Source organism: Geomonas propionica (assembly GCF_016458235.1).
In the GTDB taxonomy this organism is placed as follows: domain Bacteria; phylum Desulfobacterota; class Desulfuromonadia; order Geobacterales; family Geobacteraceae; genus Geomonas; species Geomonas propionica.
Genome location: NZ_JAEMHK010000014.1, coordinates 120,747 through 145,219 on the forward strand (window position 1 = coordinate 120,747; position 24,473 = coordinate 145,219).

20 protein-coding genes are annotated in these 24,473 nt (G+C 59.7%); all 20 read left to right on the plus strand.

Translation table 11 applies throughout. From position 1 onward, the window contains the following. Positions 1–146 precede the first annotated feature (146 nt). The 20 genes from kdsB to JFN90_RS17590 all read left to right on the plus strand — a co-directional run bounded on the left by kdsB (position 147) and on the right by JFN90_RS17590 (position 24,384). Entirely contained in the window at positions 147–902 is a 756-nt protein-coding gene (kdsB, locus tag JFN90_RS17495) for a 3-deoxy-manno-octulosonate cytidylyltransferase (RefSeq protein WP_199396405.1), read from the plus strand. Positions 903–1,063: 161 nt separating this feature from the next. Further along, positions 1,064–2,668 carry a CTP synthase gene (locus tag JFN90_RS17500; protein ID WP_199396406.1) on the plus strand — a complete coding sequence of 535 codons (1,605 nt, stop codon included), beginning with the start codon at positions 1,064–1,066 and terminating at the stop codon, positions 2,666–2,668. Between the two features lie 134 nt (positions 2,669–2,802). Continuing rightward, positions 2,803–3,627 (plus strand): 3-deoxy-8-phosphooctulonate synthase, encoded by an 825-nt coding sequence (gene kdsA / locus JFN90_RS17505; RefSeq protein ID WP_199396407.1) that lies wholly within the window; start codon positions 2,803–2,805, stop codon positions 3,625–3,627. 190 nt (positions 3,628–3,817) lie between these two features. Further along, positions 3,818–4,783, plus strand: a complete 966-nt coding sequence (locus JFN90_RS17510) for a KpsF/GutQ family sugar-phosphate isomerase (RefSeq protein WP_199396408.1) — start codon at positions 3,818–3,820, stop codon at positions 4,781–4,783. Positions 4,784–5,064: 281 nt separating this feature from the next. Continuing rightward, the gene (locus JFN90_RS17515; RefSeq protein WP_199396409.1) at positions 5,065–5,580 is read left to right on the plus strand and encodes a KdsC family phosphatase; all 516 of its coding nucleotides are present in this window, start codon (positions 5,065–5,067) and stop codon (positions 5,578–5,580) included. A 277-nt stretch (positions 5,581–5,857) separates the two neighbouring features. Continuing rightward, positions 5,858–7,147 carry a nucleotide sugar dehydrogenase gene (locus JFN90_RS17520; RefSeq protein WP_199396410.1) on the plus strand — a complete coding sequence of 430 codons (1,290 nt, stop codon included), beginning with the start codon at positions 5,858–5,860 and terminating at the stop codon, positions 7,145–7,147. 775 nt (positions 7,148–7,922) lie between these two features. Continuing rightward, a complete protein-coding gene (locus JFN90_RS17525; protein WP_199396411.1) occupies positions 7,923–10,652 on the plus strand; it encodes an SLBB domain-containing protein in 2,730 nt (909 codons plus the stop codon). A gap of 68 nt (positions 10,653–10,720) precedes the next feature. Further along, a complete protein-coding gene (locus tag JFN90_RS17530; RefSeq protein WP_236019045.1) occupies positions 10,721–11,857 on the plus strand; it encodes a GumC family protein in 1,137 nt (378 codons plus the stop codon). Between the two features lie 212 nt (positions 11,858–12,069). Then, on the plus strand, positions 12,070–13,602 hold the full coding sequence (locus tag JFN90_RS17535; protein ID WP_199396413.1) for an oligosaccharide flippase family protein: 1,533 nt from the start codon (positions 12,070–12,072) through the stop codon (positions 13,600–13,602). 324 nt (positions 13,603–13,926) lie between these two features. After that, a complete protein-coding gene (locus JFN90_RS17540) occupies positions 13,927–14,934 on the plus strand; it encodes a glycosyltransferase family 2 protein (protein WP_199396414.1) in 1,008 nt (335 codons plus the stop codon). Continuing rightward, on the plus strand, positions 14,931–15,911 hold the full coding sequence (locus JFN90_RS17545; protein WP_199396415.1) for an NAD-dependent epimerase/dehydratase family protein: 981 nt from the start codon (positions 14,931–14,933) through the stop codon (positions 15,909–15,911). The genes JFN90_RS17540 and JFN90_RS17545 overlap by 4 nt, the downstream gene beginning before the upstream one ends. Then, complete coding sequence (locus JFN90_RS17550) at positions 15,908–17,221, plus strand: O-antigen ligase family protein (RefSeq protein ID WP_199396416.1); 1,314 nt, start codon at positions 15,908–15,910, stop codon at positions 17,219–17,221. Before JFN90_RS17545 ends, JFN90_RS17550 begins: the two co-directional genes overlap by 4 nt. Before the next feature lie 10 nt (positions 17,222–17,231). Then, complete coding sequence (locus JFN90_RS17555) at positions 17,232–17,876, plus strand: class I SAM-dependent methyltransferase (protein ID WP_199396417.1); 645 nt, start codon at positions 17,232–17,234, stop codon at positions 17,874–17,876. Positions 17,877–17,879: 3 nt separating this feature from the next. After that, entirely contained in the window at positions 17,880–18,758 is an 879-nt protein-coding gene (locus JFN90_RS17560) for an alpha-1,2-fucosyltransferase (RefSeq protein ID WP_199396418.1), read from the plus strand. 54 nt (positions 18,759–18,812) lie between these two features. Then, on the plus strand, positions 18,813–19,964 hold the full coding sequence (locus JFN90_RS17565) for a glycosyltransferase family 4 protein (protein ID WP_328755762.1): 1,152 nt from the start codon (positions 18,813–18,815) through the stop codon (positions 19,962–19,964). Positions 19,965–19,968: 4 nt separating this feature from the next. Next, positions 19,969–20,769: a hypothetical protein gene (locus JFN90_RS17570; protein WP_199396420.1), complete on the plus strand. Its 801-nt coding sequence runs from the start codon at positions 19,969–19,971 to the stop codon at positions 20,767–20,769. Positions 20,770–20,785: 16 nt separating this feature from the next. Then, positions 20,786–22,027 (plus strand): glycosyltransferase family 4 protein, encoded by a 1,242-nt coding sequence (locus JFN90_RS17575; protein WP_199396421.1) that lies wholly within the window; start codon positions 20,786–20,788, stop codon positions 22,025–22,027. Positions 22,028–22,031: 4 nt separating this feature from the next. Continuing rightward, positions 22,032–22,637 (plus strand): GNAT family N-acetyltransferase, encoded by a 606-nt coding sequence (locus JFN90_RS17580; RefSeq protein ID WP_199396422.1) that lies wholly within the window; start codon positions 22,032–22,034, stop codon positions 22,635–22,637. Then, positions 22,634–23,788 carry a DegT/DnrJ/EryC1/StrS family aminotransferase gene (locus JFN90_RS17585; protein WP_199396423.1) on the plus strand — a complete coding sequence of 385 codons (1,155 nt, stop codon included), beginning with the start codon at positions 22,634–22,636 and terminating at the stop codon, positions 23,786–23,788. The genes JFN90_RS17580 and JFN90_RS17585 overlap by 4 nt, the downstream gene beginning before the upstream one ends. Beyond that, positions 23,782–24,384, plus strand: a complete 603-nt coding sequence (locus JFN90_RS17590; protein ID WP_199396424.1) for a sugar transferase — start codon at positions 23,782–23,784, stop codon at positions 24,382–24,384. Before JFN90_RS17585 ends, JFN90_RS17590 begins: the two co-directional genes overlap by 7 nt. Positions 24,385–24,473: the final 89 nt, after the last annotated feature.

A 24,473-nucleotide genomic window follows, 5' to 3' on the forward strand; every position in this document is an offset into this window, starting at 1 on the left:
GCCAGACAAGGGACGGAGCCAGGGTTCAGGCTGCGCTCCACCGGCTAAAATCGAAGCAAAAGCCAGCCACCAAAAATCACCAAACCACAACCGTAACAAGGACTCTATGCCGGCCTCGACCGGTGCGGGTCGTACTGAGACGCCAAATGAAAATAACCGCGGTAATTCCCGCCAGGTATGCTTCTACGCGTTTTGAGGGTAAGGCATTGGCGGACATCATGGGTAAACCCATGGTGCAGCATGTGTATGAGCGTACCTTGAAGGCCAACCTCGTTTCCGAGGTGATCGTGGCGACCGACGACGAGCGGATCGCCGCGGCGGTGCGCGCTTTTGGCGGTCGCGTGGAGATGACCTCGGCGGACCATGAGACCGGGACCGACCGACTGGCCGAAGTGGCGGGAAGGCTCGATGCCGACATCATCGTCAACGTGCAGGGGGACGAGCCGCTTATCGATCCCGCCATGATCGACCAGGCCATCGCTCCGATGCTGGAAGACCCGTCCATCCCGATGGCGACCCTCAAGTGCCGCATCAGGACGCTGCACGATTTCCTTTCGCCCAACGTGGTGAAGGTGGTAGCCGACCCCAAGGGGAACGTGCTCTACTTCTCCCGTTCGCCGCTGCCGTTTTTCCGCGACAAGTGGAACGACCTGAAGGACGACGCCTTCTGCTGCGGCAAGCTTTTGTGCTACAAGCACGTGGGGCTCTACGTGTACCGCAGGGAGTTCCTGCCGGTTTTCGCCGCGCTGCCGCCGAGCTACCTGGAGATGGCGGAGAAGCTCGAGCAGTTGCGGGTTCTGGAGAACGGCTACCGCATCAGGATCGTCGAGACCGAGTGCGAGTCGATAGGGGTGGACACCCCGGCCGACCTAGAGAAGGTGCTGGCCAAATTAAAAGGCTAAACACGTTCAACGTTCAATGTTCAACGTTTTTGGCTGCTGCTGTTTTCTGTATCAGGTTCTTCGCTTAAGGGTCACGTCACGGTGCGGCTGAAAGCTATCAGCGGTCTCGTCGAACGTTGAACCTTGAACGTTGAACTGTTTCTATTTCGGAGGTTTTTTCAGTGAAGACAAAATTCATCTTTGTTACCGGCGGCGTTGTCTCCTCCATAGGTAAGGGACTCGCCGCCGCTTCTTTGGGCGCTCTGCTGGAGGCACGGGGGCTTCGGGTCACCATCCAGAAACTGGATCCGTACATCAACGTCGATCCGGGCACCATGTCCCCGTTCCAGCACGGTGAGGTCTTCGTCACCGACGACGGCGCGGAGACCGACCTCGACCTCGGCCACTACGAGCGCTACACCTCCGGCAAGCTCTCCAAGAAGAGCAACTTCACCACCGGTCAGGTCTACTTCTCGGTCATCGAGAAGGAGCGCCGCGGCGATTACCTCGGCGGCACCGTCCAGGTCATCCCGCACATCACCGACCAGATCAAGGCCAACATTCTTGAGAACGCCAAGGGGAACGACATCGCCATCGTCGAGATCGGCGGCACCGTGGGCGACATCGAGTCGCTGCCGTTTCTCGAGGCGATCCGCCAGCTGAAAAGCGACCGCGGCCCGGGCAACGTGCTCTACCTGCACGTCACCCTGGTCCCCTACATCAGGACCGCCGGCGAGCTGAAGACCAAGCCGACCCAGCACTCGGTGAAGGAGCTGCGCGAGATCGGTATCCAGCCCGACATCCTTTTGTGCCGCTGCGAGCAGGAACTCCCCCAGGACATGAAGGCGAAGATCGCTCTCTTCTGCAACGTGGAGGAGAAGGCGGTTATCACCTCCCGCGACGCCGAGCACATCTACGCGGTGCCGCTGGCGCTGAACCTGGAAGGGCTCGACGACCAGGTGGTCGAGAAGCTGAACATCTGGACCAAGGCCCCGGACCTCTCCCACTGGCAGCAGGTGGTCTCCAAACTGACCAACCCGGGCTGCGGCGAGGTCCGCATCGCCGTGGTCGGCAAGTACGTCGACCTCAAGGAATCCTACAAGTCGCTCGCCGAGGCGCTCACCCACGGCGGCATCGCCAACGACTGCCGCGTGACCCTGGTCTACCTCGACTCCGAGAAGATCGAGGAGGAAGGCGCTGCGAAGTACCTCTCCGACGTGGACGGCATCCTGGTCCCCGGCGGTTTCGGTGAGCGCGGCACCGAGGGTAAGATCCAGGCCATCGAGTATGCCCGCGTCAACAAGGTACCCTTCTTCGGCATCTGCCTCGGCATGCAGATGGCTGCCGTCGAGTTCGCCCGCAACGTCTGCAAGCTCCCGGAGGCCTTCTCCAGCGAGTTCAAACCCGCCTGCACCAGCCCGGTGATCCACCTGATGGAGGGGCAGAAGGGGGTCGACAAGAAAGGGGGCACCATGCGCCTGGGCGCGTATCCCTGCTCGCTCACCAAGGGGACCTTCGCGCAGAAGGCGTACGGCGCGACCGAGATCTCCGAGCGTCACCGTCACCGCTACGAGTTCAACAACGCCTTCCGCGCCGCGTTGGAAGAGAAGGGGCTGATCATCTCCGGCATCTACAAGGAAGGAAACCTGGTCGAGATCGTCGAGTTGGGCGACCACCCCTGGTTCCTCGGGTGCCAGTTTCATCCCGAGTTCAAGTCCAAGCCGCTCAACCCGCACCCGCTGTTCAAGGCGTTCATCGGGGCGACCAAGGCCAGGAAAGGCAATTAAAACAGGGATAAAGGGGATGAAAGGGATAACTGCCTAAAGAAGGTTTGGTTGAACCAGCTTTCTTTGGTTTTATCCCCTTTATCCCTTTTATCCCTGTTAAACGTTTTTGGTTTCGACGACTAAAGGAGTAGATCATGGTCCATGAGGTCTCTGTAGGTAACATCAAGATTGGCGGCAACAGGCCGCTCGCGCTGGTCGCAGGCCCCTGCGTGATAGAGAACGAATCGGCGACGCTGCGTCACGCGGAGCGCCTGATGAGCATCTGCAACGGTGTCGGCATCCCGCTGATCTTTAAAGCCTCCTACGACAAGGCCAACCGCACCTCGGTCACCGCCTTCCGCGGTCCCGGCATGGAAGAGGGGCTGAGGATCCTGGCCAAGGTGAAGGAAGCGCTGGGCGTTCCGGTCCTCTCCGACATCCATTCCATCGAGCAGGTGGAACCGGCGGCCGACGTGCTCGACGTGCTGCAGATCCCGGCCTTTCTCTGCCGCCAGACCGATCTCCTGGTCGCCGCCGCCAAGACCGGCAAGGTCATCAACGTGAAGAAGGGGCAGTTCCTGGCGCCGTGGGACATGAAGAACGTGGTCGGCAAGATCCGCTCCTGCGAGAACGAGAACATCATCCTCACCGAGCGTGGCGCCTCCTTTGGCTACAACAACCTCGTGGTCGACATGCGCAGCTTCCCCATCATGCGCTCCACCGGCTACCCTGTGATCTTCGACGCCACCCACAGCGTCCAGCTTCCGGGTGGTGAGGGTACCTCGTCCGGCGGCCAGCGTGAGTACGTGGAATTTCTCTCCCGCGCGGCGGTCGCAGCCGGTATCGACGGCATCTTCATGGAAGTGCATGAGGACCCGGAGCGCGCCCTGTGCGACGGACCGAACTCCGTGCGCCTGGACGACCTGCCGGCACTTTTGAACAAGCTCAAAGCCATCGATGCCATCGCAAAACAGGCGTAAAGAAAAGCATTCAAACAGGGATGAAGGGGATGAAAGGGATAACTACAGAAAAGCGATCTTAACGCAAAGCCGCAAAGGCGCTAACAAAGATCGTTTCGGGTTAAACCCAAATCCTTTGTCTTCAAGTTTTTATCCCTTTTATCCCTTTTATCCCTGTTAATACGGGTTTTGTCTTTGCAAGGAGTTGATCTTGATTTTAGAAGAAGCGAAGCGGGTAATCAGAGTCGAGGCTGAAGCGCTTTTGAACCTGGAGGCGTCCATCGACCGGACCTTTGAGAAGGCCGTGGAGATGATCCTCAACACCACCGGCCGCGTCGTCGTAACCGGCATGGGCAAATCGGGCCTCATCGGCCAGAAGATCGCCTCCACCATGGCTTCGACCGGAACCCCCGCCTTTTTCCTTCACCCCGCGGAAGGGATCCACGGCGACCTGGGCATGATCATGAAGGGGGATGTCGTCATCGCCATCTCCAACTCCGGCGAGACCGACGAGGTGGTGCGCATCCTCCCGATCATCAAGCGACTGGGGGCAACCCTGATCGCCATGGCCGGCAACCCCAACTCCACCCTGGCCAAAAGCGGCGACATCTTCCTCGACATCTCCGTGAAGGAGGAGGCCTGCCCGCTGGGGCTCGCCCCGACCGCATCCACCACGGTGACCCTCGCCATGGGCGACGCCATCGCCGTGGCGCTCCTGGTGAGCCGCGGCTTCAAGGCTGAGGACTTCGCCATGTTCCATCCCGGCGGTGCGCTGGGGCGGAGGCTCTTGCTGAAGGTCGAGGACATCATGCACTCGGGCGAGGGGCTCCCGCTGGTCGGCTCCGAGACCCTTATGCGCGAAGCGCTCTTCACCATCACCTCCAAGGGGCTGGGCATCACCGGTGTCACCTCCGAAGACGGCGCCCTGGTCGGCGTCATCACCGACGGCGACCTGCGCCGGGCCCTGGGCCAGGGGCTCGATATCATCAACCTGCCTGCCTCGGCGCTGATGAAGAAAGGGCCCAAGCGGATCCGTCGCGACGAACTGGCGGCGCGCGCCCTGCAGCAGATGGAGCAGTATTCCATCACCTCGCTCTTCGTCTTTTCCGACGACAACGCCACCGCCCCGGTCGGCGTCGTGCACCTGCACGACCTCTTGAAGGCCGGCATCGCGTAACCAAGCAAAAGGGGATAGACATAAAGGATAAAGGCAGGGGCCATATTTAAACGCAAAGCCGCCAAGCCGCAAAGAAGAGGCTGAAAATACATAGAGCTCAAGGGTGTATTTTCTTGTTTTGGCAGTTACTCCCGATCCGTTTTTCTTAGCGTCTTTGCGTCATTGCGTTACCAATAGGTTTTGGTTCATCCCTTTTATCCGTTGTTATCCCTGTTAAACGGTTTTGCAGTTCATAGCGCCTTTGCGTCTTAGCGTGAGCAGGGGTGGTCAGTGAGGTTTCCATGGAAGAAAGACTTAAAAAGATCAAGCTGTTGATACTCGACGTGGACGGCGTCCTTACCGACGGCCGCATCATCTTCGACTCCAACGGCGTGGAGAGCAAGTTCTTCAACGTCAAGGACGGGCACGGTATCAAGATGCTGCAGCGCTCCGGCATCGAGGTCGGCATCATCTCCGGTCGCGAGTCCCAGGTGGTCTATAACCGCGCCGTGGAACTGGGCATCGGGCAGGTCTACCAGAAGTCCCTCGACAAGCTGGTGCCATACCGCCAGATGCTGGAGGCCACCGGGCTTTGCGACGAACAGGTCGCCTTCATGGGCGACGATGTCATCGACATCCCCCTCCTGAAACGGGTGGGCTTTGCCGCCGCACCCGCCGACGCCGTCCAGGAGGTGCTCCCCTTTGCCCACTTCGTCGCCAGGAACCGCGGTGGCTGGGGCGCGGTGCGCGAACTGTGCGACCTGATCCTGAAGGCCCAGGGATCGTGGGAGAGCGTGACCTCCAGGTATTACGTCTAAGGCGCACGGCAGAAGGGACTGGCTCCGCCAGGTGCCTGTCCCTTTAGCGGAACGCTTCTTTCAGCTCAGCCAGCTTCCCAAAAGCTCTAAGGGGCCAGGCACCTGGCGCAGCTCATACAGCCATTAATAATAGGGCACCGTGGGGATATCTCTCAATTGGGATATCCCTTTTTTGTTTGTAAATATCTTTTAACTATGGCGCGTCCCGCGTGTTTTCTGATATATTCCTGCATCTGGCTGTTAACAGTTAAATTTGACCCTGAGGAGAGCACCCCTGATGTCAAAGCACAACCGAATCGTTTCAGTTATAGGATTGGGCTATGTCGGCCTTCCGGTGGCGGTGGCCTTTGGCAAAGTACGCAAAAGCTATGGTTTTGACATAAACGCCACCCGCATCGAAGAGCTCAAAAAAGGGCACGACCGCACCGGAGAGGTGACCGCACAGGAACTGCGCGAGGCCGATATCGTCTTCACCGACAGTATCGATGTGCTCAGGGAGGCGGACTTCCATATCGTCGCGGTGCCCACCCCGGTCGACCCCGCCAACCAACCGGACCTGACCCCGATGCTGCGCGCATCCGAGACGGTGGGGAAGGCCCTGAAGCCAGGGGATATCGTGGTCTACGAGTCCACCGTCTATCCCGGCGTGACGCAGGACGAATGCGTTCCCATTCTGGAGCGCGTCTCCGGTCTGGTCTGCGGCACCGACTTCTTTGTGGGGTACAGCCCGGAACGCATCAACCCCGGCGATAAGGAACACACCTTCACCAAGATCAAGAAGGTGGTCTCCGGACAGGATGCCGCTACACTCGACATCGTCGGCGACGTCTACGCATCCGTGGTGACCGCCGGCGTGCACCGTGCCCCCTCCATCATGGTCGCTGAGGCCGCCAAGGTCATCGAGAACACCCAGCGCGACCTCAACATCGCCCTGATGAACGAACTGGCCCTCATCTTCGACCGCATGGGAATAGACACCAATGCCGTCCTGGAGGCGGCCGGAACCAAGTGGAACTTCCTCAAGTTCCAGCCGGGACTGGTTGGCGGGCACTGCATCGGGGTCGATCCGTACTACCTGACCCACAAGGCGGAGAAGCTCGGCTACATCCCTCAGGTCATCCTCGCCGGGCGGCGCATCAACGACGGCATGGGGAAGTTCATCGCCCAGCGCGCCGTTAAGGAGATGATCCGCGCCGGCCACAACGTGCTCGGGGTGCGCATTACCGTGCTCGGCCTCACCTTCAAGGAGGATTGCCCCGACCTGCGCAATTCCAAGGTGATCGATATCATCCACGAGCTCCAGGACTACGGCATCGAGGTCCAGGTCAGCGACCCCCTGGCCGACCCGGACGAGGCCCTGCACGAGTACGGCGTCACCCTGACCCCGGCCGACAAACTGCAGGTCGCCGAGGCGGTCGTCATCGCGGTGGCGCACAAGGAGTATCGCTGCCTGACCCCGGCGCAGCTCACCGGGATGATGAAAGACTCGCCGCTCGTCATCGACGTGAAGGGTATCTTCAAACCCGAGCAGATGGCAGAACACGGCATCCGGCTCTGGAGATTGTAGAAAGCGACGGCTAACGGCGGCACCGGTGTTCTTTTTGAACCTCGGTGCCGTAGTCAAAATTCAGACACTGATGCTGTCTTTGACACCTTTTATCGTCAAGTTCCCTCTCTCAGCTACTCTCATTACCTTCCTTCATTGCATGCTAGGTCACTTCTTAAATTTTTTTTTCCTGTTTATTCCTATTCGATTCTTTTCTGATACACTCTCACTCGCGTCATAAGTCTGCGAGGATGAGAAGAAAAAGAAGACGGCTCGCCAAGGGAGTCTGCTCACCCCTCAGTGGCCGTGTTCTTTAGGTCGTTTACATGAAAAAATACGGCACGGAACCTGCTCCCGTCACTACTGTCAAAAACGCGGTGCGGAGTCTGTCGAATCAAGACTACTGATCTTCTGATGCCGCAGTTTTTGCATTTACAACACTCTGTGTAAGTGGTATAGACTAGAGCCTGATCATTAGTAATGACTTTTGTTTTCCTGGGTTCAGTTGCGATCGGCTCTGCCCGCTGGGCAGTAACGGTAATGTCACAAAGAACGGCCTTCGTCTTTTCGCTGTGAGCTACTGTCTGATCTCCTACTGCTGTTCCCGCCTTAATTAGCAAACCACCCATCTGAGAAGAAACCCGTGCAGGTGTGAGATGTTGATTATCTGTTATTTTCCGGTAGTTTTCGTTTACATTTAAATGGGTACATGATATACGATACACCCTGTCACTGTTAAGTTTTGTGCCTTTTCATATGCCGTCTCTCGTGATTCCAGTTAGAGGTACAACTAAGCATGAAAAGAATTCTGTTTCTCGTGGTAACGCTTTCACTTCTGTCCATCGCAACCGCCTTTTCCGCCTCCATCTCGGAGGATGCCTCCTCCAGCGCGACTCCCGCCACAGCTAAAGAAGACAGCTCCTTCGCCGTTTCTTCCGACTACTTCAGCACCCCCAAAGATACCGAGGACGATTCCCTCAACCAGGACCAGGGCGACGATCAACGTCAGGGGTATCGACGCGGCGCGTCGTCGGTACGGGAACAAGAGGAAGGTGATGACACTGTCGAGGCGGGCACCCAGAAGCCGCTCCAGGAGCGCCCCGAGGAGTTGAGGGATGCCGGCGCCAAGGAGGAGCGGGAGCCCAAGGACGCCGTCGCCGCCACGGACGACAAGCAGGGGCGCGACGACAAGGACAAAAAAGAAAAGAAAGAGCGGAAAGCAAAGAAGGACAAGAAGACGACCGCGAAAGCGCCGGTCAAGAAGACGGTGAAGCCGGTGGTGGAGCCCTCGGTGCTGGAGAAGGCCATGGGGGAGAACCCCCTGATCATCGACAGGACCCGGCCGCAGCCTTATGGTTGGGATCAGCTGACCCAGTTCGGCTACAGCTTCTTCAAGCGCGGTAAGGACAGCTTCGCCAGTCAGACCGACGTCCCGGTCGGGGCGAATTACGTGGTCGGCCCGGGCGACCGCCTGGTGGTCACCCTCTGGGGGAGCATCAACGGCACCTACAAGCTCGATGTGAACCGCAGCGGCGAGATCGTGCTTCCCAAAGTGGGTGCCGTCAAGGTTGCCGGGGTGACTTACGGCGAGCTCCCGGCGGTCTTGAAGGCGAGCGTGGCGCGCATCTACAAGGACTTCCAGATCAACGTGAACCTGGACAAGCTGAGGCTGATCAAGGTGTACGTGGTGGGGGAGGTGGCCTCGCCGGGCGATTACAACGTGACCTCGCTCTCTACCGTGATCAGCGCCCTTTCCGCCGCCGGAGGCCCGACCAAAAGCGGCAGCCTGCGCAATATCCAGATCAATCGGGACGGCAAGGTGGTGGAGACCGTCGATCTCTACGACTTCTTCCTCAAGGGTGACAAAGGAAAGGACATCCGGCTGCAACCTGGGGACACCATCCTGGTCCCGGTCATCGGCCGCGTCGCCGGTATCGTCGGCAACGTGAAGCGCCCCGGCATCTACGAGCTGAAGGGGGAGACCTCGCTGCAGGACCTCTTCGCTCTCGGGGGCGGCATCAACCCGACCGGATATCTGCAGCGGGTGCAGCTCTACCGCGTGCAGGCGCATGACAAGAAGGTGGTTGACGACTTCAACCTCGACCTGAGCGGCGCGGCCGCCGAGCAGCGGAGCGCCTCCGTCAAGATGCAGGACCTCGACCTGGTCAACGTCCTCCCCATTGACAGCGTGCTGCGCGGCTATGTCAGGCTCGAGGGGCACGTTCTGCGCCCCGGCGACTACGCCCTGAAGCCGGGCATGAAGGTGAGCTCGCTGTTGCAGGGTGACAACCTCCTGCCCCAGTACCACGCCGGTGCCGGCCAGATCATCCGCCTCTACCCGCCGGACCTGCATCCCGAGATCGTCTATTTCGACGTCGCCGGGGCACTGAAGGGGGATCGCGCGCAGGACGTCGAGCTCAAGGAATTCGACCGGGTTAAGATCTTCTCCCGGGAGCAGATGGAGGAGACCCCTGTCGTCAAGGTGAGCGGCGAGGTTCAAAAGCCCGGTCAGATCCGTTACCTGGAGAACATGACCGTGCGCGACCTGCTGATGCAGGCGGGGAACGTCAAGCTGTCCGCATACTTGGGCAACGGGGAGATCACCAGGGTCAAGCGCACCGGAGGCACTGTCACTTCCTATTCCATCCCGGTGAACCTTGAGCAGGCGCTCAAGGGGGGCGAGGACAACATCAAGCTGGAGCCTTTCGACGAGCTCACCGTGCGCCGCATTCCCAACTGGGCCGAGGCGACCGACCGCTACGTCACGCTCAAAGGCGAAGTCATGTTTCCGGGCACCTATCCCATCTACAAGGGGGAGCGGTTGAGCTCCGTCATCGCCCGCGCCGGGGGCTTTACCGACTTGGCCTATCTGAGGGGCGTGCGCTTCACCAGGGAGAACGTCCGCAAACTGCAGCAGCAGCGTATGGACGAGGCTCTCGACCGGGCGCAGGACCAGATCATCAAGCTGCAAAGTAACGTCTCCCAGACCGCCGCCTCTGCCGAAGAGGTCGCGAGCTCCAAGACCACCCTCGACAACCTGATGCGTAGCATCGACATCCTGAAAACCAAGAAGGCGGAGGGGCGCGTGCTGATGGAGATCACTTCCATGCGTGACCTCAAGGGGAGCATGTACGACTTGGAACTGCAGGGGGGAGACCAGCTCAATGTCCCCAGCGACCCCGGTGGCATCAACGTGATCGGGGACGTCTACAACCAGAGCACCGTCGTCACCCAGCGTGGCCATGACCTTGAGTGGTACTTGAAGCAGGTCGGAGGACCGACCGGCGATGCAGACATGGACGGTATCTATGTGGTCAAGGTCGACGGCTCTGTCATCAGCCAGGCCAACTCCTCGAAATTCATGTTCTACAACTCCTTCTGGGGCAAAAAATTGGACTCCGGCGACACCATCATCGTGCCGAGGCAGTACGAGAAGACTGCCTGGCTCAGGGGTGCCAAGGACATCGCTTCTGTCATAGGCAATATCGCGGTTACGGCCGGGGTACTGGTGGCGGCCGGGCTGTAACGGGATATTTCTTCACGCAGGTTTGGGTACCTATGCAATCACCGGAAAAGAACCAACAGGAAATCAACTTGCTTGAGCTTGCGAACGTCCTCGCCAGGCGCAAGATGATCATCATCAAAATCACGACAGTGTTAGCGATAGCCTCCATCGCCTACAGCCTATTCCTCCCGAACGTTTACACAGCGACGGCTCGGGTGCTTGTGCCACAGAAAGAGGCGGGTAGCGGAATCTCCGCCCTTATTGGCCAAGCCGGAGGCATAGCGAGTCTCGCAACCGGCGGTCTGTCCGGCGGTGGGGACTTATATGTAGCTATAGTGAAAAGCCGTTCGGTCTCAGATGCCGTGATCAACAGGCTTGATCTGCGCAAGGTATACGAGAAGGACGACATGGAGAGGACACGTGACGCTCTTTTCGATGCAGTAAAGGTGCAAAGCAGCAAGGAAGGGATCATCACTATCTCAACGAGTGACAAGAACCCCCGCCGTTCCGCGCAGTTGGCCAACACTGTGGTCGACGAATTGGGCAAGGCAACCGTGCGCCTAAACCTCACCAAGGCGGGGGCGGAACGGATGTTCCTGGAAAAGCGGCTCGAGGTTGTCAAAAAGGACCTCAGCGTTGCGGAGGAAGCGGTAAAGAACTTCGCGACACAGAACAAGGTGGTGCACCTTGAATCCCAGGCCCAGGCATCTATTACCGGGATCGCACGGTTGAAAGCGGATCTTGCCGGAAAACAGGTCCAGCTTTCGGTGCTGCGCAACACCCGCACCGAGGAGAGCCCTGAGGTGAAGGCCGCCGAGGCCGGGATAGGCCAGCTCAAAGCAGAGATTTCCAGGATGACCGGCGCTGGGGGGGAAGGCGATAGCATTCCGTCGGTGGGACGTATGCCGAGCGTGGGGCTGGAGTACGCGCGCAAGCTGCGAGAGCTTAAGATTCAGGAGGCTGTCTACGAGCAGCTTACAAAACAGTATGAAATAGCAAAATTCAATGAATCAAAAGATTCATCCTCACTACAGGTACTTGATGAAGCCGTGGTGCCCACGAGAAAGAGTAAGCCGCTGCGCTCCCAACTGGTGATTATGGTCACCTTTGCGGGCCTCTTTGGCTCGACCATCCTTGTATTCCTGTTGGAGTTCCTCGACCGGTTACCTGAGGATGATAAGAAGTTGATGGGCAGGATACGGGAACAACTGCTGTCGCTGCGTTAGTCACTCTCACTTGCACAGTGGGTACAATGACCCAGTATTACACGGGTATGTTCTTGCCGCTCGAATCACGAAGACCCCTCCGTCGAAGCCTTGATTTAAAGTCGGTAAGTCGTATTTGCGGCGTAATGGTTGCGATGATTCGGGTGCCCCCTTTCAAAGGTTAGTTTTTCCATCATCATAAGGTCCGCACCCGCTTTGAAAGGTCCTAGATAGTGTCAGTTAAAAAGAACATCTTAGCGAATTACCTTGGTCAGGGGTGGAATGCTGCTGCGGGACTTTTGTTTACGCCGTTGTATATCAAGTACTTAGGGATGGAGGCATACGGTTTAATCGGTTTCTTTGGCGTTATGCAGACCTCGCTCATGTTGCTGGATATGGGAATGACGCCGACTTTGAACCGCGAAATGGCGCGATATTCAGCAGGGACATACTCATCCCAGTCTATTTCAAATCTTTTGCGCAGCGTTGAGATCGTTGCTCTGATTCTAGTGCTGCTCATTACAATTTTAGGTTTGGGTGGATCGGGTTATTTAGCTACCGACTGGTTGAAGCTGGATACACTTTCAGTTGATAGTGTTGCTAATGCTATTTCGATCATGATGGTAGTAGTTGCTTTGCGCTTTTTTGAAGGGATTTACCGTAGTTCACTGTTCGGGCTTCAGCAACAGGTACTTTACAACTCTGTTACTGCCATTTTAGCTACTGTTCGTCATACAGGTGCTGTGGTGGTGCTAGCTTTTTTTTCGCAGACGATCAGGGGGTTTTTCTTATGGCAGTTGATCATGTCCGTCGTAACTGTCACCGTTCTGTCTCGACGCGTGTATAACATCCTTCCGCAACCGCCCTTATCACCCAGATTCTCGAAGCAAGCTATTTTCGGGGTATGGAGGTTTGCCTCGGGCAGTATGATGATGATGATCCTCTCGTTGCTGGTTTCACAAGCTGATAAAGTGATCCTTTCGAGGATGTTGTCGCTTCAGTCTTACGGGTATTACACCATAGCAGCAACTCTGACCAGTGTACTATTCTTAGTCGTAAACCCGGTTGTGCAAGCTGTCTACCCGCGATTGGTAGAATTACACAGCAGAGGAGAGGATGCCGCTGTTGTTTCTGTCTATCACCGCGGAGCGCAAATAGTGACGGTTTTAACAGCGCCTGCTACTCTTCTTTTGTCCTTCTTTGGCGCAGGAATTATCTTTTTGTGGTCGGGCAATCCTCAATTGGCTCAACAGTCTGCACCTGTCCTCTCGGTAATGGTGATAGGGACTTTTTTAAACGGAATTATGAATATGCCTTGTCAAATCCAACTAGTTCATGGCTGGACCAGCTTGGCAATAAAGGTAAATATTATCGCTGTGCCAATTTTTATTACAGCTTTTTTCGTGGTGGTTCCCAGGTTCGGTGGAGTCGGAGCCGCCTGGCTCTGGGTTGCTCTTAACGCACTTTCCATTCCTTTCGTCATTTATTATATGCACAGACGCATTCTCCTCACAGAGCTTTGGCACTGGTGCTGGTCTGATCTGCTGCTTCCTATATCGGGTTCGGTAGTTGTAATGGCCATCGCAAAGTTTTTCCAGCCTATCCAGAGCGAAGGACGTTTACAGTGGTTTTTCTTCCTATCAGTAAGCGGCTTTACAGCACTTGCGGCTTCGTGTGCCCTCGCCACTGAAATAAGAGCTCTCATCGCGACTGCTTTTCGTCGGATGTTGCCTGCTACTGTTACAAGACAAAACAGCTCAATGTAAAGGTTGCAAATGCTTCTATGCAATAACACAGTTCCACGTTTGTTTGTGGGGCAGCCAGGGAAGGTAGGCTCTACAGAATCTGTAGATAATAATAGCATCGGCACAGAATGTGCGGCTAGCCGTCACTGAATGGACGCTATGACGAAAGCCGACGCTTGGCGACGAGAAGAAATGATGCTGCTTAAGTCATCATCATATCCACTTGCATCGATGTATTTGATTTTCCACTGAGGTTTGGCGCTAAATTGCCGTCATGTGGAATGCAGGTGCTTGGTGGGCTGTATGTGACGGTTCTCGCCACCCAAGCAATCAAAGGAGTGTGCAATGCTGCTCACTAAATCCGCACCAGCTAGCGCGTTTGCCACGGCCCCGCTGGTGACCATTGTGCTTCCCGTTTACAACGGCGCTCGTTACCTGCGCGAGGCCATCGACAGCATCCTGGGGCAGACCTTTTGCGATTTCGAACTCATCGTCATCAACGACGGCTCCCGCGACGATTCCAGCGTCATCGCGCAACAGTACGATGATCCCCGTATCCGTTTCTACACCCAGGACAACATCGGCCTCGCCGCCACGCTCAACCGCGGCATCGGACTTGCCAGGGGGCGCTACCTGGCCCGGCAGGACCAGGATGACATTTCCAAGCCGGACCGTCTAGAGCGGCAGGTAAGATTTCTGGAACAGCATCCGGAATACGGCATGGTGGGGACCAGAGCGGCCATCTGGGTGGAAGGCGAGGCTTCCCCCATCGAGTTCCTTCATCCGTGCGAGAACGAGGGGCTCCGCTTCAGGCTCCTGTTCAACAACCCGTTCGTGCACAGCTCGATGATGATCCGCATGGAGGTTTTCGCCGCCATCGGCACTTACTGCACCGACAAAAGCAGGCAGCCTCCCGAGGATTACGAGCTCTGGTCGCGGGTGACGCGCCGCTTCAAGGTGGGCAATCTGCCTGAGGTTCTGCACGTCTATCGCGAAACCGGCAGCAGCATGTCTCGGACCGGGATCAACCCTTTCCTGGAGAAGGTGGTGCGGATCAGTTCCGAGAACCTGCGCCACACGCTGGGCGACACCGTGTCGCAGCAAAACGTCGGGAACCTTGCCGCGCTCTATAACGGCGCCTTCGAACTGGTGCAGCCGCCTGTCCGTCCCGTAGCACTTGGCGGCGTACTGCTGCGGGCGCTCGTCAAGGTCGGAGGACCACGGACGCTCGCTCTTTTGTGGCGTGAGGGAGGGCGCAGCCTGGCAAAGCTTTACGGCCGCTATTTCCTCTATCTTTCGTTTCGGGTCAAAGCTGTGCGTACGTCCGGTGTGCACCAGGAGGGGGGCAAGTGACGAGGATATGCATCCTGGGTGGCACCGGCTTCATCGGTCACCACCTGATAAAGCAGCTGCAATCCCCCGCGAGGGAGATCACCGTCATTGGCAGGAACGCGGTTCCCACCCGGGAGCTGCCGGCTGGCATCGAGTACCGAAGCGGCGATTATGGGGACCGATACTTCCTGCGCGGCGTGCTGCGTGAGGCCCAGCAAGTCGTCGCGCTCGCCCACTCGACGGTTCCGAAGACCAGCTTCGATGACCCGGTCAACGACATTCTCACTAACCTGCCGTCAGCGGTTAACCTCTTCGATATCGCCTCCGACTGCGGCATCGAAAAGCTGGTCTTCGTCTCCTCCGGGGGGACCATCTACGGCAGGAACGACGCCGTTCCCATCGCTGAGAGCAGCTTGCAGAACCCGATCTCTCCCTATGGGATCACCAAGCTCACCATAGAGAAGTACGCCATGATGTTCAATGAGTTGAGGGGCCTCCCCTTTCTCTGCGTCAGGCCCGCCAACGCCTACGGCGAAGGGCAGATTCCGTTTTCCGGCCAGGGGTTCGTGGCCACCGCCATGGCCTCGATACTCGAGGATCGGGAGGTGGTGCTGTTCGGGGAGAGGGGGACGGTGCGCGACTACATCCACGTAAGCGACGTGGCAAGCGGCATAGTCGCGGCGCTGGAGCGGGGTAAGGTTGGCGAGTGTTACAACATTGCCAGTGGTGTGGGTAGAAGCAACCGGGATATCCTGGATGCCATAGCACCGCTGGCGCGTGCCATGGGGCTCACCCCGCGCATCAAGGTAGAGCCTACGCGCAAGTTTGACGTCCCGGTCAACGTCCTGGACCCGGCCAAGCTGGAGCGCGCCACCGGTTGGAGTCCCCTCGTTGAATTCGAAGCAGGCATGGCGCGGACGTGGGAGTGGCTGGTTCAGACCCGCTACCGGGGGGCGGGTGACGCATACCGCGCCGGGGGGGACGCGGCACCGGCATGATAAGCTTGAGAAACCTGCTCATATTTGCGCTCTTTCTGCTCTCCGGCACCCATGCCGTCCCGGCGTTGCGTGTCTCCATGCTGGGGTTTTCAACCCCGTACAGCATCCTGGTTTTTTACCTGATCATCTTTGTCGTGCTGCTCAAGGTCGTTGCCGACCGCGGACGCATCAGGTTTCCTGCAGCGTTAATGTGCGGTTTCGTAGTCTACTACTTCTCCGTCGCCGTCTCGAACTGCTTTGCAGTTGAGGTCGACAAGGAGGCGCTCTTCAAGTGGTTCTTCTTTCCTCTGATGCCGGTCTGCATTGCGCTGATCGCCGACCGGGTCGAACTACTCAAGAAGTCCCTGTTGCTCTTCGCGATTAGTGGTTTCTGCGTTTTCTGCTATGGCATTTACGGCTTTGTCACTTGGAACGTGGGCGACTTCTGGCAGCATACCCTTGGCTACTTCGGTGTCACCTATGAGGCCTCCTCGAGAAACGGGGACATGCTTTACCTGCAGTCGACCTTCTGGATCCTGGTAGCCATCGCGCTTTACGCCGATCGGGTGAGCGGGTGGCTGCGCCTTTTCTGCGCTGTTTTGGCTGCGATGGTTGGCATGGGGCTCGTGCTCTCACTGGCGCGCGGCGCCTGGATCTCGGGCGTGTTAACCGTCGTCGCCTTGGTAGTGGTCCAGCGCATGCTCAACAAGGAGCTGGGCGTGCCCCAGTCAAGCTATCTGAAGACCAAGCTGGTGGTCATCACGCTTTTGCTTGCCGGTCTTTTGTACCTGTTCACTTCGACGGTGGGGCAGGACTACCAGCAGCTTCTCTCCTCCCGGACGGACTCGATTTCCACGCTTTCCGAGGGAGGCGGCAATTCGAATCTTGCGCGTACGCGTCTGCTGATCCGTGCCGCTGAGGTAGCTGTCACGCATCCGTTGGGGGTCGGTATCTGGAACCTTAAGTATTATCTCGACAACTTTTACATCACTGGGCTAGCCAGCGCCGAGAACATCTACTTCCACATGGCTGCCGAGCAGGGGGTGATGGGGCTGGCAGCCTACCTCTTCATCTTGGGGTGGACCGGCCGGAGACTGTACCGCTATCTGGCGGTGACAGGTCACGGCTCCGACAAGTGGGTGGGGTGGTGCTTGTTGTGCATCCTTACCAACTGGTCCCTCTACGGGTTGTTCAACATCATGATAGAAACACTGTGGTACTGGTCGGGAATGAGTCTCGCCATTGCTGCCGCCACTTTGGTGGAACAGGGGCGTCTGGAGGCACCGGCCGGGGCCGGTGAGCAGAAACCGCTGGCGTTCGCGCTTGAATAGGATGGAGCTTATGAAAAATCAGCTGGCTAGAGTGAAGCGGCTTATGAGCCGTTACGGCATCGGGAAGGGACGTCACCTTGGTCTCGATGCATACCTGGCCCAGGGGCATGACCTGGGACAACTGCACCTGGGGTGCGGCAACATCCACCTCCCTGGCTGGTGCAACGTCGATGTCATCAATACCGGTGCTACGGACTTGGTGCTGGACATCCGGTCCCTGCCGGGGCTTCCGCGGGGCAGGGCCGAGCGGATCTACTCCTGTCATGTGCTCGAGCATTTTTCCCACGATGAGATTCCGGGAATCCTTGCGAGTTGGCATGAGGTGCTGAAGTCGGGGGGGGAGATCCGGCTTTCGGTCCCCGATCTGGACGCGATCACCAGAATCTATCAGGCTAACCTCGAGCACTTCAACGTTCCGGGGCATCAGCCCTGGATCGCCCTCATCTATGGTGGGCAAAAAGACGAGTATGACTTTCACAAAACCGGCTTCAACTTCTGCTGGCTGAAATACCTGCTCGAGCAGGCCGGATTCAGCAGCGTCGAGCGCTACCCCAACGAGCCACATTTTGTCCCGGGAGTGATCGATAACTCCATCGGAAAGGAACGTTTCGGCGAATATTTTTCGCTCAATGTGGTGGCCCGGAAGAGGGGGTAATCGATGCAGGTGGTTACAAGGCTCATGGGGGGGCTGGGGAACCAGCTGTTCCAGTACGCCGCGGGAAGAAGCGTCTGCGCCAGGCTCGGCGCCGAGCTCGTCCTCGACGACACCCTGCTCAAGCGATGCGACGACGCCATTACCTACCGTGACTTTGCCCTCGGCGCCTACCCGGTGCGCGCCCGCAGGATCACTCCTGCCGAGGCAGAACAGCTGTCCAGGCGGGTGGCGCGCCCCTGGCGTTACCTCTATGACCTTGGGATCATGCGGGCGCAGCACCGCTACTACCGCGAGCCGCACTTTCACTTTGATCCCGGCGTGGACCGGGTGCGCGAGCCGGTGATCCTGGAGGGATACTGGCAGAGCGAACGCTACTTCGCCTCCTTGGCCGACCAACTGCGGGAGGAACTGCAGCCTGTGGCGCCGCCGCATCCGACGCTACTTCCTTTCGCCGAAATGATCCACGGGCAGAACTCGGTGGGCCTGCACGTGCGGCGTGGGGACTACGTGGCCGTCGCGGCCAACGCCGCGCAGTACGTCGCCTGCGACCTCGATTACTACGTGAAGGCAGCCCGTTTCGTGGCGGAGCGCGTGCCGGATCCGGTCTTCTTCGTCTTCACCGACACGCCGGAGTGGGTGGCGGATCAGCTGAAGCTCGGGTTCCCCACGGTGTGCGTTTCAAGCCCGCAATCCCTGCCCGCTTACGAGGACCTGCGTTTGATGAGTGGCTGTGCCCATAACATCATCGCCAACAGCTCGTTCAGTTGGTGGGGCGCCTGGCTCAACCCCAACCCGGAGAAGGTGGTGGTGGCCCCCGCCCGCTGGTTCAGGACCGGTCGGGATACCTCGGACCTAGTTCCGGCGGAGTGGCAATTGCTGTAGCGCTTGCGCGCACATGTTTACAGACGGAGATAAAACCTGGAAAAGAGTGTCCTCATCTGCACCTTCACCTTCCCGCCGGAAAACAACGGTGTCGCCAATGCGGCCTTCACCCACGCGCGGATGCTGCGGCAACTGGGCTGCCGCGTGGAGGTAGTAACCGCAGGGGAACGCCTGTCGCAAGGCGAAGAGAACGGACTCCAGGTGGTCCGCTTCCCGGTGCGGGGACAGGGGCATCTTCTGTCTCCTTCCCGCGGGGCCGTTTCCGATCTCAGGGCGTTCCTGGCGCAGGGAAGCTGGGACGTGGTATTCACTCATTGCTGGCAGGCCTGGAACAGCAACGAGGTGCTCGACTTTTTCGGCGGCGCCGACCGGGCTGAAAAGGTCGTGCTGGTGAGCCACGGCCTGTCCACCGACAGCGACTCCCGCCCTTTTCCGCTCAACCTGGTGCGTCGGCTGATCTGGTGGCCTTACCGTCGCTTCCGGGTGCCCCGTTACCTGAGGCGACTGGACCGGCTGGTCCTGCTCTGGGATCACCAGGATCGGGATCGTTTTCTCGACCACCTGATGGCGCGCGAGTTGGGGGTGCCGGTTGCGGTCGTTCCCAACGTGGCGCGCTACGACGCTGTGGCGGCAAGGCGCCCTGCGCTCGCACTTGGCGCCGACGAGCTTGCCGGCGGATTCATGCTCTGTGTCGGGAACTACAGCAAGGAGAAGAATGAGGCCTTCGTCCTCGAGGCGTACCGCTTGAGCGGGAAGAAGCACCTGCCGCTCATATTTGTCGGGCACCGGAGGAACCCCTACTGCCGCGTCCTGGAGCACACGGCCCGTGAGCACGGGCTGCGGGTCGAGTTCTGCACCGGCCTCGACAAGCACGAGATCGACTGGCTGTACCGCGAGGCGTCGCTGTTCCTTTTTGGCTCCCGGACAGAGTGCCAGCCACTGGTGGTGCTCGATGCCCTAGCCTCGGGCACCCCCTGCATCTCGACCGACGTGGGCTGCGTCAGTTCGCTGGGCTGCGTCACGGTGGTCCGGTCGCCGGAGGAGATGGCGGCCCAGATCCGCCTCTACGTCTCGGACCCGGAACTGCGGCGCGAGAGGGGAGAGCAAGGGCGGGCACTCGCCGACCGGGAATTTTCCCTTTCCGCATGCGGCGCCAAATGGGGCCGTCTCATGAACGACCTCGGCGCACCGGGCGCGACGGAGTAAGCATATGGCGATGCACCCTTCACAACTGGCAATCCTCGTCATCTCCTGCGACAACTACGCGGACCTGTGGCGCCCCTTTTACACGCTGTTCCGGCGCTTCTGGCCGGGCTGCCCGTACCGGGTCTACCATGTCAGCAATTACTTAGAGCCGGGCGAAGAGGGGGGGGTGCCCCTGGCCATCGGCGCGGACAGCTCCTGGTCCGACAACGTCATCAAGGCACTGGCGCAGGTCGAGGAAGAGTACGTCCTCATGATGATCGACGATCTGTTCCTCACCTCGGCTCCGCGCCTCGACGAACTGGAGCGCGTCCTCGACTGGGTGGCCACCGAGCGCCCCAACTACCTGCGCCTGAACCCGGTGCCTCCTCCCGATCGACCTTGCACCGGGGAAGTCGGCGTGGTGTCCCCGGGGACCCTGTACCGGACCGGGACCGTGCTTGCCCTTTGGCGCAAGGAGGTGCTGCTTGACCTGCTGCAACCGGGTGAGAACGCATGGGAGTTCGAGCTGCACGGAACGGTGCGCTCGGACCGCTGGGGAGGTTTCTACAGCACGCACCGGCTGTTGCTCCCCTTCGTGAACGGTGTGATCAAGGGGAAGTGGCGGCGCAGCGCGCTGCGCACCCTTGCGTCGCTGGGCGTCGAGCCGGATCTTGAGCGGCGCAAGGTGATGACCTTCAGGGAAACGCTGCTGCTTAACTCCCAGCTTTTGCGCAGCCGGGCGCTACGCTGCCTTCCCGCCGGGTGCCGCAGGCAGGTCAAGGATCTGCTGTCGCGCGGCAAATGCAACTATTCGCTACTGAAATGACGGAAAGGGTGACCTGATGCAGATCTGGCTGATCAACCCGTACGGTCCGATTCCCAGCGAGAGCTGGCGCGACTACTGCTTCACCATGATGGCCGATGCCCTGGCCGCGGCCGGGCACGAGGTGGTTTGGTGGACCTCCAACTTCTCGCACCACTTCAAGAAGTTCCGCAGTGAAGGGTGGCAGGACGTGGAGGTGCGCCCGGGCGTCGTGCTCCGGCTGGTTCCGACCACCTCCTACCGCAAAAACATCGGCCTGGGGCGCGCCGTGCGCGACCTGGTGTTCGGGGTGCGCGCCTATCGCCGCGGGCGGGAGCTTCCCGCGCCGGACTGCATCATCTTTTCAGAGTCGCCGCTCACCTTCGGCTATGCCGGTTACATGCTTGCGCGCCACCACAACTGCCCGGTCATCTACCACCAGATGGACCTCTGGCCGGAACTGATCGAGAAGGCCTTCCCGAACTGGATGCAGCCGTTCATGAGGCTTTTGTTCACCCCCGTTTACCTGAACCGCAAGCTCATCTACGGCAAGCTGGACGCGGTGCTGGCGTTGGCCAGGCCTTACCTGGATGTGCCCTTAACCGAGGCCCCGGTGCTGCGCGGCAGGCCCAACGGGATCATCTACAACGGCATCGACGTTGCCAAGTTCCGCGAGTCGATGCGATCCCTGCAACTCCCCGCCGGGATGCTGCCGGAGAAGGAACCGGGCGAGGTGCGTGCGGTGTTCGCGGGTTCGCTTGGACCGTCCTACGATATCCTGGCCCTGATCAAGGTGGCGGAGCGGCTCGAGGGAAGCACCTCGAAACTGCGCGTCGTCATCGCCGGCGATGGCCCCCTGCGCCAGGAGGTGGAGCGCTACGTGCGTGACCCTAACCACACGAGGCTTTGCTACGTCGGCAAGCTCTCCCCCGAAATGCTGGCGCCGCTGTACCGGGTCTGCGACATCGGCCTGTGCGCCTACTCGACCGCCTCGAACGTGGAGATGCCGGACAAGATCTACGACTACACCGCGGCGGGCCTCGCGGTGGTCAACTCGCTGCGCGGCGAGGTGGCCGAGGTGATCAAAGAGATGGGCATCGGCCTGCAGTACCGTGGCGGCGACGTGGAGGACCTGCTGGGCAAGCTGACGGCACTGGCCGAAGACGCCCCGCTGAGGCAGGAGATGGCGGCGAGGTCATTCGAGGTGGGGATGCGCTACGACCAGCACCTCCAGTACGGCAAGCTGGTGGACGTGGTACACCAGGTCTGCGCGGCGGGGTGAGAACATGGTGAGAGTGGCGACGAAAGACGACGTGAAAAGGATGGTCGCGGTGCACCAGGAGAGTTTCCCCGGCTTTTTCCTCTCCGCACTGGGCGCACCGTTTCTATCTCAGTACTACCGCGGCATTCTGGCGGCACCGGAGGGGATCGCGTACGTCTACCTGAACCAGGCCGGTGAGCCGGCCGGTTTCGTCGCGGGGACTGCCAACCCGCGCGGCTTCTATCGCCGTCTGCTGCGCAGGTCCTGGCACAAGTTCGCCCTGGCCGCGCTCGTGCCGGTACTCAAGCGCCCCAGGATTGCGGGACGGGTGGCACGCGCGCTGGTCCACCCCTCGGGAAACCCGGTGGGAGACCACGTGGCCGGGCTGTATTCCATCGGGGTGCTGCCCGAGTTGCAAGGGACCGGTGCCGGGAAGAAGCTGGTGGGGGCATTTCTCGACGAGGCAGCGCGCAGAGGCTGCCGTCGGGTTTTTCTCACCACCGACCGCGACGGCAACGACCCCGTGAACGCCTTTTACGCCGGGCTCGGGTTCCAGGTGGAGCGTCATTTCGAGACACCGGAAGGGCGTCGCATGAACGAATACTGGATCACCCTTGGAGGAGAGACGTGACAGATTTTCTACCCTTTGCCCTTCCCGACCTCGGCGAGGAGGAGATCGCCGAGGTGTTGCACTCGCTGCGTTCCGGCTGGCTTACCACCGGGCCCAAGGCGAAGCGTTTCGAGGAGGAGTTCGCGGAGTTTATCGGCACAGGTGTCGAAGCGATCGCCGTGAATTCCGCCACTGCAGGCCTGCATCTTGCGTTGGAGGCCGCCGGCATCGGGCCGGGGGACGAAGTGATCAGCACCCCCTATACCTTCACATCCACCTCGGAGGTGGTGCGCTACCTGAACGCCGACCCGGTCTTCGTCGATATCGACCCGGTCACCTTCAACCTCGACCCGGAGCGTATCGAGGCGGCCATCACCCCCCGCACCAAGGCCATCGTGCCGGTCCATTTTGCCGGGCTTGCCTGTGACATGGCGCGGATCCTGGAGATCGCCCAGCGGCACGGCCTGAAGGTGATCGAGGACGCCGCGCACGCGCTCCCCACCACCTGCGGCGGCCAACTGGTCGGCTCACTCGGCAGCGACGCCACTGTGTACAGCTTTTACGCCACCAAGACCATTACCACCGGCGAGGGGGGGATGGTCGTGACCAGGGATGCCGAGATGGCACGACGCTGCCGCGTGATGCGCCTGCACGGCATCAGCCGGGATGCCTTCGACCGCTACACCTCGACCAAGCCCGCCTGGCACTACGAGGTGGTCGCGCCTGGATGCAAGTACAACATGACCGACATCGCAGCCTCCATCGGCATCCACCAGCTCAAGAAGGCCTGGCGTTTCCAGAAGCGCCGCTGCGAGATGGCAGCCCGCTATGACGAGGCCTTCGCCGACCTGCCGGTGACCCTCCCCCCCAAGCCCCATGGCGCAGACATCCATGCCTGGCACCTTTACGTCCTGAGGCTTGCCGATGCCGCTCCGGTGGACCGCGACCGTTTCATCGAGCTGATGTCCGGCAAGGGTATCGGCTGCAGCGTTCACTTCATCCCCCTGCACCTGCACCCGTACTGGAGTGACCGCTACGCCCTGAAGCCCGACTCGTTCCCCATCGCGCTGGACAGTTACCGGCGCGCGGTCAGCCTGCCGCTGTTCACCAAGATGACCGATGCCGATCAGCAGCGCGTGATCGATGCGACAAGGTCCATCCTGGCATGCTAGCCAAGCGGCTCTTTGACCTGTTCTGGGCTGTGCCGGGGCTTATCGTCCTCTCCCCGCTTTTCCTGGTCCTTGCCCTTTGGATCAAGCGCGACTCCAGTGGTCCGGTCTTTTTCAGGCAGGTGAGGGTGGGGAGGGGGGGGAGGCACTTTAGCATCTACAAGTTCAGGACCATGTGCAGCGATGCCGAGGCTAAGGGACGCCAGATCACGGTGGGAGCCGACCCGCGCATCACGCGTTCGGGGTCCTTTCTCAGGAAGTACAAGCTGGACGAGCTGCCGCAACTGATCAACGTGGTGCTGGGGGATATGAGCCTTGTGGGGCCGCGGCCGGAGGTGCCGCGCTACGTGGAGCTTTATCCGGAGCGGGTGCGTGAGTTGGTATTGTCCGTCCCCCCCGGCATCACCGACTACGCCTCGCTGGAATACCGCGACGAGAATGCCATCCTCGGCCGCTCCCCCGACCCGGAGCGCGCCTACATCGAGGAGGTCATGCCGGCCAAACTTCGCTACTGTGAGCGCTACGTCAGCGAGCGGTCGCTGTGGGTCGATCTCAAGCTGATACTCGCGACCCTTTACGCGGTGGCCGCCCGCCGTTAACGGGGCGGGGGGGAGAAGAGGGCGTACCCGGCGCTTCGTTTGCCCCAGGAGCTCGTTCACGATGAGTTCCGGCAGCGCCGGGACGTAAC